The sequence below is a fragment of the Bacillus testis genome (assembly GCF_001243895.1).
Lineage (GTDB): Bacteria > Bacillota > Bacilli > Bacillales > DSM-1321 > Bacillus_AD > Bacillus_AD testis.
In genome coordinates this window covers 478,110-488,851 of the sequence record NZ_LN851186.1, presented here as the reverse complement: position 1 = coordinate 488,851, position 10,742 = coordinate 478,110, and the positions used below count along the sequence as shown (strand labels likewise).

Sequence of the window (10,742 nt, the reverse complement as noted above, 5' to 3'; positions counted from 1 at the left end):
ATCGATTATATCTTTGAGCGTTATTTCTCCTATCCCTAACTCTTCTGCCATGCGCTCTGGGTTGATCTCTTTTAGAGCATCACGGAGGTGGGGAGTCCCAATATCTTTCGTGGTAAAATCCATCTTCTTCAACAGTTCGGCTGCCTGCTTGTAATTTTCCGGATGGATCGCTGTCGAATCTAGAGGGTCTTTCCCGTTCAGTATCCGCAAAAATCCGATGCATTGCTCATATGTTTTTGCGCCAAGCCGGGGAATTTTTTTCAATTGCACCCTCGATGTATATGCTCCTTCTTCTTCTCTTTTCTTCACAATATTTGTCGCTACACTTTTAGAAAGCCCTGCGACATATTGCAATAAAGATGCGGAAGCTGTATTCACATTAACGCCCACTTGGTTCACCGCTGTTTCCACGACGAATGTCAGCGAATCATTCAATTTTTTCTGCGATACATCATGTTGATATTGGCCTACACCAACTGATTTAGGATCAATTTTCACAAGTTCAGCCAGAGGATCCTGCAATCTGCGCGCTATAGAGACGGCGCTTCTTTCTTCCACTTGCAAATCTGGAAATTCCTCACGGGCTAAATCTGAAGCAGAATACACACTGGCGCCCGCTTCATTCACAATGATGTAGTAGATCGGTTCATCCATTTCTTTCAGGACATCTGCGACCAATTGTTCCGTTTCTCTTGACGCAGTCCCATTCCCTATAGCGACTACTTCAATGTGGTATTTAGAGATAATATCTTTCATTGTTTTAATGGCACTCTCGCGTTTGTTCACTGGAGGATGGGGATAAATAACGCCGACCTGTTCCATCTTCCCTGTTTGATCAACGACGGCTAATTTACAGCCTGTCCGATAAGCAGGGTCAACACCCAATACCATTTTTCCCTTCATAGGCGCCTGCAGCAATAAATTCTTCAAATTCTCGGCAAAGATATGGATGGCTCGGTCCTCCGCCTTTTCTGTCAATTCATTCCGTATATCTCTTTCAACAGAGGGTTGAATCAATCGCTTATAGGCATCTTCTATCGCTTCTTTTACGATTTCATCGACAACTGAGCGGCCATGCGGTATGACTTGCCTGTTCATATAAGAAAAGATTTTGTCCGTATCCATCTTAATCGATACTCTCAAAATATCTTCCTTTTCTCCCCGGTTTATTGCCAATACTCTGTGCGGAACATTTTTCTGGACAGGCTCTTCATAGTCATAATAATTTTCGTATACCTGCTTTTCGTCTTTCTCGGCATCCTTTAAAACCGAATGAATCTTGCCGTATTTAAAGGTGGCCGTACGAATCCATTGTCTAAGATTAGGATCGTCAGAGATTGATTCAGCGATGATATCTTTAGCGCCCGCAAGCGCTTCTTCTGCCGTTGCCACTCCGCTTTCTTCGCTGACATACCGCTGTGCTTCTTCCAGCGGCGAGTCTTTTTTCGGAAAGCCCATTATCCAGTTCGCCAAAGCTTCCAACCCTTTTTCTTTAGCTACAGTTGCTTTGGTCCGCCGCTTTTGTTTATACGGTCTATATAAGTCCTCAACGAGTTGCAGCTTATCTGCCCTCATAATTTGCTTTTGCAATTCATCGGTAAGTTTCCCTTGTTCCTCAATAGATCTGAGAATATCTTCTTTTCTCTTTTGCAGGTTCTCAAGGTATTGCCAACGTGTCATAATGTCACGGATTTGCACTTCATCTAGACTACCTGTCATCTCCTTACGGTAACGGGCAATAAAAGGCACCGTGTTGCCCTCTTCCAGCAACGAAATAACCTGTTGAACAGAACGAGTGCTTATATTCAATTCCGCAGCAATCGTTTTATTAATATCGATCAGTGTAGCAGAAACAACATCCAAAAAAATCCCCTCCAAAATAAAAGACATACCCCCATTTTAACAAACGAAAAGCGGAAGGGCACGTTCAGGGATGTACAAACTGGAGCGGTTTTCTTTGAGATATAGGAAACACGGTGAGGTACGAGCCGATGTTGACTTATCGTAGAAGAAAAGCGTGAAGTTTGCTAATCCCTGTGCCCTGCAGCTGGATCAAAGAAAAGCGAGAACACCCGTTTAGCTCCGTACAAACTGGAGTACCTTTCTTTGAGATAAAGGAAACACAGCGAACGAAAGAGAGCTGATGTTGACTTATCGTAGAAGAAATGTGCGAAGTTTGCTAGGAGCTGGGTGATTGCAGCTGGATCACGAAAAGCGGAAGGGCACGTTCAGGGATGTACAAATCGGAACGCTCTGAAAGCAAAATCATCTATCAATCTCAAAAACAAAAACGGCCTGCTTCTTATTGAAGCAGGCTCCCCATTATAAATGTCACGTCATCAGCATGTGCTACGTTTGCATTCCAGATTACTTCTGAAAGATGGGCAATCGATGAGCTTTTGCTGATGTACGATTTAATTTCTTTTAATTCCATGCCGTCCGAAAAAATAATGAACCGGGCATGTGGTTCATAAGAAAACGTCTGTCTTTTGAACTTTCTTGCTTTTCCGGATAAATAGCCTGAAATCGGCAGGGGATAAATCACCTTGTTTTCCGAAGGCTTATACATAAAAAAACGGATATTCCCTACCGAAATAAACTGGCATTCATGGGTTTCAAAAAAGACCTTGATGACAGCGACGGCTGCACCACGTTTGTTCAATAATACACTATTGCATTCAGACAGTAGATCCTCAATCGGCAAATGGTGGCACTCTTCAACCACCTTAATGACTGCATCCGAAGATTCATGCGCATACTGCCCGCTGCCTAAGCCATCTGCCAAGACGCAAATGAAATAAGATTCAGTCGTTATGAAATAATATGAATCTCCGCAATATTTTGCATTATCTTTCGCTGACTGTTTCACGTTCACTTCGACTTTGTCATTGCTGATGTACTCATTAATCATCGTACAAACTCCGAGCTGCCTTCTGCATGGATTGCTTCCCGTAACTTTTTGATGGCCCGGCGTTGAAGGCGTGAAACATGCATTTGTGAGATACCAAGTTTTTCACCTGCTTCTTTCTGGCTTAAATTATCCAGATATGTATATTGGATAATCATTTTTTCCCGATCTGAAAGGACATGAAGAACCTTTTCCAAAACCATGCGCTGGTTTACTTTTTCATATCCCTCTTCCACATTGCCAAAAATATCAAGCAATGTGATTGTCCCTCCATCCGAGTCTGCTTCAATCGTGTGGTCAATGGATAAAGCTTGGTAGCTCTTGCCCATTTCCATCGCTTCCAACACTTCTTCATCAGAGACTTCAAGATAGTCGGCTATCTCTTCCACGCGGGGTGAACGGTGCAATTCAGTCGTCAAATCTTCAACGGCCACTTTGATTTTCGGACCTAGCTCTTTAATGCGCCGAGGCACATGGACGCTCCACGTTTTATCACGGAGGAAACGCTTGATTTCCCCAATGATGGTCGGAACGGCAAATGCCTCAAAGCTTTTGCCGTACGTTTCATCATAACGGCGGATCGCCCCCAATAAACCAATCATGCCTACTTGGTAGATATCTTCCTGAAAGGATCGCCCTTTTGCATATTTACGGGAAATCGTCTCAACCAGCCCTTTGTAATGAAGAACAAGTTGGTTTTGGGCTTCTTCATCCTGGTGTTGTTGATAAGCCTTAATCCAAGCATTTACTTGTTCTCTTTGTTCTTGATTAGGTTGAGAGTGTTTTTGCATCAGTCTCCACCTGCTCTCCTTGAACAAACTTAGTCATAAATACCGTAACACCTTGGTATTGATGGATTTTGACTTTGTCCATTAGTGTCTCAATCAGATACAGCCCAAGTCCTCCTTCTCTAAGGAACTCTACCTGCTGCTCTTTTTCATAAGGTCCTAAGCCTTGGCGAACTTCATCGAAATTACAGCTTTGTCCGTTATCGGCAACCATGAGTTCAAGTCGGTCCGGATAAAGGCCAAATCCGATTGTCACTTCTCCTTCTTCCATTCCTTTATAGGCATGTTGGACCGCATTGGTACAAGCTTCACTTGTGGCAATCTTCAAATCTTCGATATCATCATAAGAAAAGCCCATTCGGCTGGCAATCCCAGAAATGGTTAAACGTACAACTCCGATATATTCAGGCTTAGCCGGAATCTTCATTTCAACATATTCATAGCCTTTTTTCATTACAATCCACCCTTTATGTCACTCGTTATATGAATTATATCAGCCAATCCCGTTATATCGAATAAGCGTTTCAAACGATCTGACATTCCAATAATTCTGAAATCACCTTCACGTGCCCGGATATTTTTGAACAAACCGACGAAAACCCCCAACCCGGTACTATCCATATAGCCTACTCCCGATAAATCCACCGTCATACGGACTCCTTCCTGATCAACCAATGGGAAAAGAGTCTCCCGCAATTTTGGAGCGGTATAAGCATCGATTTCACCTTGTACAGTAACTTCTATGTTTGTATCCTCTTGTTTTACGTCTATTTTAATATTCATTTGGCACTTCCCACCTTGTCTATTCCTAACTACTTTTAGTTACGCATTATATACCCATTCCTTTTTAATACGAAACCATCTTTAGGAAACTCGTTTTAAAATAATCATGGTGAAGTCATCTCTCAACTGAAAATGTTGGAGCTTTTCTAAGTGTTTATAAACATTCATGACAATCTCCTTAGGATGGAGGTGGATATTCTTATTAATTTCATTCACCAGGTATTCTCTTTCGATGAACCCCTCATCTGTGCGGCATTCTGTCACGCCGTCAGACATGAGGATAATCATGTCGCCGATTTGTACATGGCGTTCGTATTGTTGGTAATTTGTTTCCTTATTGATTCCAAGCAGCAATCCTTTAGCATATAAGTCCTCGAATTGGCCACTCGCAGCACTATAGTACATAGGGATTTCATGGCCGGCAGAAGCATATGAAAAAATCGCCGTCGCAGGATTATATAACCCATAAAACATAGTGATAAACATGCTTGGATCCACATTTTGCTCCACTACTCTATTCAGCGACTTTAAGACATTTCCCGGTTCGTGGCGCTGGTCGGGTATACTGTCCATCGCATATTTAATCATGGACATGCAAAGAGCTGCAGGAATCCCTTTGCCGATAACATCCGCGATCCCTACACCTATGCAATTTTCCTCGTCCTGGATAAAGTGATAGTAATCCCCGTTCATCCGCTTGGCCGGCACAGAAACAGCGCCAATTTCCAATTGGGGAACTTCCGGGATTTTTGTCTCAAGCAAGGTGTTTTGTACGTTGGCGGCTATATCCATTTCCGATTTCAGTTCTTGTTGGAAATGGCGCAGGCTTTGGTTTTCGCGATATGCCAATCCGTATCCCATCATGACTTCCAGCAGAAAGTCAAGCGAATCAAGGATTTCTGAGCGTGTTTCAGGAAAAAGATCCAGCAAAACGCTTTTATGCCAGCTGATGATTTCCTCAGGGGCCACATCCTGCTCGATCGTCTTTCTACTGAGTTGCTGCCCCTTATACAGAACTTCCTCGCTTTGCTCCTTCACGTAAGCAGCCAACGTTTCGCGATAAAGTTCCTCAATATTTTCTCTATTAAGCATGTCACTTCCCCCTAACGGAGCCATTTCGTCGCACGAATATCGGTTCCTGTACCTGGGATGGAATCAATTTCGAAAGTATCCATTAATCGTTTCACGCCCGGAAGCCCAGCTCCCAGACCGCCCGATGTGGTATAACCATCTTCCATCACTCGTCTGATATCCGTAATTCCTGGCCCTTGGTCCTGGGCATGAATCAGAATTCCTATTCTTCCCTTTTCGTCGATTTTATCTATTGTAATTTTCCCATGGCCGGCATATAAGTATATATTACGCGCAAGCTCACTGATTGCAGTGGTGATACGCGCCTGGTCAACTGTACCGAACCCTATTTCTTTCGCTACATTCCGCCCCAGCTGACGTGCAGCCACTATATCCCATTCATTGACTATTTTCACAAAGGGTTGATGCATACTCAATCCCCCAGTTCCTGTTGCAATTTCTCTAAACCTTTTTCTAAATCTAGAGCTGTATAGACATCGTTCAAAGTGATACCCAATTCAATCAAAGTAATGGCAACAGCTGGTTGAATCCCTGTGATGACAACCTTCGCTCCCATCAGCTTGGACATGCTGACCACATCGCCTAATACTTTTGCAATGAAAGAATCGATGAAATCAATTGATGTTATATCAATTACGACGCCATTAGAGCCGGTTTCATGTATTTTGCGGAGAAGATCCTCCTGAAATTCAAGCGCCGTAGCATCATCAAGCTCCCACTGAATGGAGACCAAAAGGAAATTATACAGCTTTAATATTGGTATTCTCATAAGACTTCCTCCGCCTCTACCTCTATGATTTTTCGATTAGTAAGCTTTAAAGCAGCCTCAATGCCTCTTTTTAGTGAATTCTTCGTGATCACATCGTTCAAGTTAATGCCCAGATTGACGATTGTTTGGGCGATTTCAGGACGGATGCCGCAGAGCATGCATGTTGCCCCGACCAAACGGACGGCTGCCGCTGCCTGGATTATATGATGGGCGACCATAGTATCGACTAAAGGAACGCCTGTAATATCTATTAAAACGACCTCTGAACGGTGCTTAACAACGCCGTTCAAAAGATTTTCCATAATTTGTTTCGCTCTTTCTGTATCGATTGTTCCGACCAACGGCATGACAGTGATGCCTTCATGTACAGGAATAAGTGGGGCAGATAATTCCTGTAAAGCAATTTTTTGCAAAGAGACCGTCTTTTCCCAGGATTGAGTGTAGGCATTAATGATTTCCGTATTCATCGGGCTTGACCAACTCTCAAAATCAGCCAGCATGTCAATCTGGTTATCCGACGTGATCAGTTCTTCCCTAATCATGCCTTCCATCACAATAAAATTAAACTTTTGCAATCCCGCGATCACAAAGGGAAGTGTCCAACCTAAACGGACTACCTTCTCGGCAAAATCGGTCAACTTATCCACGAACTCCTCATGCGACTCTTTAACATTTGAGACAATCAGTTCGATGAATTCATTGCTTGTGTCGAAGAACATCTGGTCTGAAACAACACGGACAATCCGTTCATCGCTCTCTTGTTTCATTCCTTCCATCCACTGTTCCAAGATGCGGCTCTTATTTTCGGTAATATAGGTAAATACTTTTCTATGCATTATTGCCCTCCTATTTTAACACATCAAAAATTTAGAATTATTCTGTCATAAATATGGTTTCTTTCGTAGATAATCTTTCATATTCCGTTCCATTTGCATACAGGCACTTCGGATTGCAGATGATTTCCTGATAATCAGCCTTCATAAATGTACATGTATAGCCAAATCTATATATTTTCAATATACTTGTTTAAGCTAAATATCGTCAAATATTTAAAATGTAATGACTAATTCAATTATAGGCTTTTACGCGCATAAAAAAAACCTTCCAGCTTCAGGGAAGGTTTTTGTTTTTATCTATTTCGTTTTTAGAATTCAATTAGCCCCGTACTGATTTGTAAAGCGTTGTCTACTTTCTTCATCATATGGTCATCTAAATGAGTAATCTTATCCGTTAAGCGCTGCTTATCAATGGTACGTATCTGCTCCAAAAGAATGACAGAATCTCGTTCGAAGCCATACTTTTTTGCATCTATTTCTACATGCGTTGGAAGCTTAGCTTTCTGTATTTGCGCTGTAATGGCAGCCACAATGACAGTCGGGCTAAAACGGTTACCGATATCGTTCTGAATAATCAGCACTGGGCGGGTCCCTCCTTGCTCCGAACCGACCACAGGGGACAAATCTGCATAATATACGTCTCCACGCTTAACCACGATCAAAGGATCAACCTCCGCTTACTAATCGTTCAACGCAGTGCTCAGCCTCGTATTCTGCAAGAAAGGCTTCCGAAGCAATGGTCAGATTAATCGCAGCCATCTCAATATAGCCGCGTTTCATCTCATCACGCAGTTTTCTCTTTTTTCTGTCGTGAATATACATTTTGGTTGCACGATACAGCAGTTCGTTACGGGTAATGTTGTCCTCTTGAACATAACCGTCTAATTCCATCAAGAGACTTTGAGGCAATTGAATGACTATTTCTTTTACTGTTCTGGGTTCAGACATAAGCATACACCTCCACCATCACTACACACCTAATACTATTTCAGTCTTCATATTACCATTAATAAGGAAATATGAAAAGAGAATATTGGTTTTTCCATATTATTAGTATAAGCAATTACCGTATATTTTTATTCATGGAATCGCTATTTCAGATTAATGGATTGCGTATGGAGCTTATCTTTTCGTTTTCCACATAGACCCTCGGCACTCGCTGATTAATCATGCAGACCACTTCATAATTGATTGTCGAAAGCTTCGCCGCTATTTCATCGACCGATATAAACGAGCCATTGTTCTCACCAATCAAGGTGACCTTGGTGCCTTCCGGATAGTGGCGCGGAAGCCTGATCATGCACTGATCCATGCAGATTCTGCCGACAATCGGCATTTTCTGGCCATCAACCAGGACTTCCTGGCCCTGCAGTTTGCGCAGCCATCCATCCGCATATCCGATAGGAATGGTCGCGATCCATTCTTCCTCGGCTGCTGTGTAAGTGGCTCCATAGCCCACGCTTTCACCAGGCTTGATCTTTTTAACATGGACAATTCTGCTATGCAGAGAGAACGCTTCTTTTAATGGAACCGGGAGCAGCTCTTTTATGGCCGGCGACGGACTTAATCCATACATAGATATGCCCAAACGGATGGCATTATACCAAGCTTCTTCAAAACGGAGAGAAGCTGCACTGTTGCTGCAGTGGACGATTGGGGGTTTAGTCTCTAGAATAGACACCATCTCTTTAAATGTTCCAAGTTGTTTATGATAATAAGTAAGGTCAAGTTCATCCGCTGTGGCAAAGTGGGTGTAAATCCCTTCTAGTTCAAAGCAATCCGATGACATAATCATTTTCTCTGCGGCTTTTATGTCTTCCATATGCTTATAGCCTAATCGGCCCATGCCGGTATCGCATTTGATATGGACCCGCAAAGGCTTTTCAGCCGCTAGGTTACCCGCTGCTTCTTGCAGCCATTCATTATTGTAAACTGTAGCAGATATTTCATAAGCGGCAGCAATAGGCACATCGGCCGCTCTTATCGCACCTAACACAAGGATTGGGACTATTATGCCTTTTTTCCTCAGGGCAATTGCTTCGTCCAAAAAAGCGGTCGCCAAACAGGTGGCACCGGCTTCAATCGCCGCCTTCGCAACTTCTATATCTCCATGGCCGTAGGCATTGGCTTTTACCACTGCGCAAATTTGCACGCCTTTAGCCAGATATCCTTTCACAGCGCTAACATTATCCTTAATATGGTCCAGATTAATTTCAACCCACGTATCTCTGTAAAAAGTTGATTCCACCGGAGCTTACCTTCCTTCTTTTAATCTTGTTGTGAATGTTACAAGTATATATTATAGGATAACGCAAAGAGGCTTTTTTTGAAAGGCAGCATCCCTCATACAAACGGCGCTAAAAAAAGAAGGCAGGCATTCAGCCCGCCCCTTATCTTATTTGATGCTGGTCCCCTGAACAGACCTCGCTACTTCCACCAATTCCTCTTTCGTCATATTGTTCGAGGCAATCGTATAGTCGGCTCCTTCATACGTCCACGTTACACTCTTATCGGAAAGGGCCCCGATTGTAAACCCTAGGTCGACCGGATCGCCCAGCATCTGTCTGGAAGCCAAAGTTGTTTCCATAACATCCGCCTTTTCCACAATCATCGTGTAATTGCGCGCACCTTCATACGTCAGGATAAATCGGCTGCCGTCTTCCACCTTCATTTCGTTTTCGGCAACAAGGGTGGCACCAGCTGTATTGGACGGATATTTCACTGTGAATTCCCCGGTGCCGCCGTCAGCAGCCACCGTTTTGCCGAGTTGAGCCCCTGTCATGTTCTTTTGCATGTCAAATGCATCTTTATTGAATGATGAATTAAACGTCACTTTCGAAAAATCGACCTTCACCAAAACATTTTGGTCAGGGTCTTTTATTTTCACGGTCACAGGCGTCAAATCTTTTTTATTAAATGTAATTTCCTGCGTAGGCAGCATTTTGTTGTTTTGGTAGCGCGTTTTAGTATCGAACACATAATGTTTTTCTGTGGCTTTAAAGCTCGCGTCTGAATCCTCCATGATATCCTTTACGATGGACTCGTACAAATAAGCCTGTGAACTGTTCTTTGGCCAGTCACTTTGAAAATGGAAGCTTTTGTTTAGGGCTGGCGTCAACACATATACTCCTTCTTTGTTGCGGAGGATCATTTGGCTTTGGTCCTTATTTTCATTTTTAAGCTTCACACGGTAAAAATCCGGGTTTTTGTACCAGATTTCAACATCATACACTTGGGGATCTTCCCCCATTTTCAGCGTCATCTTCGCTTTAGCCTTATAGCTCTTCATGTCACTCACTTTGTCATTCAGTGATTTGACGACATCTTCCTTCGACTTTTGCCCACAGGCAGCCAATGACAGAACCAAGATTAAGCTTACGAACAGTACTATCGTTTTCTTCATCGTTTCAGCCCCTTCTTTTATTTACAAAAAAAGAGAGACAAAACAGGATCCGTTTCCCCTGGAAGTTGTTGTTTACCGTCATCAATCGTTGTCTGCAAAGAGTTAGCAGGTAAAAGCCATCATTCCATTCCCATTTCCGTCCTTGTCTCATCTATCGCACTAA

13 protein-coding genes (1 of these 13 only partly in view) are annotated in these 10,742 nt (G+C 43.0%); all 13 read right to left on the bottom strand.

What is annotated here, in order from left to right:
* Window positions 1–1,890, bottom strand: the 5' portion of a protein-coding gene (locus tag BN1765_RS03005; RefSeq protein ID WP_082195401.1) for a Tex family protein. Its footprint begins 315 nt before the window's first position; the window shows 1,890 of its 2,205 coding nt (coding positions 1–1,890); its start codon is at window positions 1,888–1,890; the stop codon falls past the left edge of the window.
* A 412-nt stretch (window positions 1,891–2,302) separates the two neighbouring features.
* Window positions 2,303–2,911 (bottom strand): PP2C family serine/threonine-protein phosphatase, encoded by a 609-nt coding sequence (locus tag BN1765_RS03000; RefSeq protein ID WP_050613783.1) that lies wholly within the window; start codon window positions 2,909–2,911, stop codon window positions 2,303–2,305.
* The gene (sigB, locus tag BN1765_RS02995) at window positions 2,908–3,699 is read right to left on the bottom strand and encodes an RNA polymerase sigma factor SigB (RefSeq protein ID WP_050613782.1); all 792 of its coding nucleotides are present in this window, start codon (window positions 3,697–3,699) and stop codon (window positions 2,908–2,910) included. Before sigB ends, BN1765_RS03000 begins: the two co-directional genes overlap by 4 nt.
* Window positions 3,677–4,150 (bottom strand): anti-sigma B factor RsbW, encoded by a 474-nt coding sequence (rsbW, locus tag BN1765_RS02990; RefSeq protein WP_050613781.1) that lies wholly within the window; start codon window positions 4,148–4,150, stop codon window positions 3,677–3,679. The genes sigB and rsbW overlap by 23 nt, the downstream gene beginning before the upstream one ends.
* Window positions 4,150–4,479: an anti-sigma factor antagonist gene (locus BN1765_RS02985; RefSeq protein WP_050613780.1), complete on the bottom strand. Its 330-nt coding sequence runs from the start codon at window positions 4,477–4,479 to the stop codon at window positions 4,150–4,152. The genes rsbW and BN1765_RS02985 overlap by 1 nt, the downstream gene beginning before the upstream one ends.
* An 81-nt stretch (window positions 4,480–4,560) precedes the next feature.
* On the bottom strand, window positions 4,561–5,571 hold the full coding sequence (locus tag BN1765_RS02980; protein WP_050613779.1) for a PP2C family protein-serine/threonine phosphatase: 1,011 nt from the start codon (window positions 5,569–5,571) through the stop codon (window positions 4,561–4,563).
* Window positions 5,572–5,582: 11 nt separating this feature from the next.
* Window positions 5,583–5,981, bottom strand: coding sequence for an anti-sigma regulatory factor (locus tag BN1765_RS02975; RefSeq protein WP_050613778.1), 399 nt, complete (start codon window positions 5,979–5,981; stop codon window positions 5,583–5,585).
* 2 nt (window positions 5,982–5,983) lie between these two features.
* On the bottom strand, window positions 5,984–6,340 hold the full coding sequence (locus tag BN1765_RS02970) for an STAS domain-containing protein (protein ID WP_050613777.1): 357 nt from the start codon (window positions 6,338–6,340) through the stop codon (window positions 5,984–5,986).
* Window positions 6,337–7,176, bottom strand: a complete 840-nt coding sequence (locus BN1765_RS02965) for an RsbT co-antagonist protein RsbRA (protein ID WP_050613776.1) — start codon at window positions 7,174–7,176, stop codon at window positions 6,337–6,339. Before BN1765_RS02965 ends, BN1765_RS02970 begins: the two co-directional genes overlap by 4 nt.
* Before the next feature lie 308 nt (window positions 7,177–7,484).
* Entirely contained in the window at window positions 7,485–7,835 is a 351-nt protein-coding gene (locus BN1765_RS02960; RefSeq protein ID WP_050616662.1) for a type II toxin-antitoxin system PemK/MazF family toxin, read from the bottom strand.
* Window positions 7,836–7,842: 7 nt separating this feature from the next.
* The gene (locus BN1765_RS02955; RefSeq protein ID WP_050613775.1) at window positions 7,843–8,124 is read right to left on the bottom strand and encodes a CopG family ribbon-helix-helix protein; all 282 of its coding nucleotides are present in this window, start codon (window positions 8,122–8,124) and stop codon (window positions 7,843–7,845) included.
* Between the two features lie 148 nt (window positions 8,125–8,272).
* Window positions 8,273–9,424, bottom strand: coding sequence for an alanine racemase (alr, locus tag BN1765_RS02950; protein ID WP_050613774.1), 1,152 nt, complete (start codon window positions 9,422–9,424; stop codon window positions 8,273–8,275).
* A 147-nt stretch (window positions 9,425–9,571) separates the two neighbouring features.
* On the bottom strand, window positions 9,572–10,579 hold the full coding sequence (locus BN1765_RS02945; RefSeq protein ID WP_050613773.1) for a LolA family protein: 1,008 nt from the start codon (window positions 10,577–10,579) through the stop codon (window positions 9,572–9,574).
* Window positions 10,580–10,742: the final 163 nt, after the last annotated feature.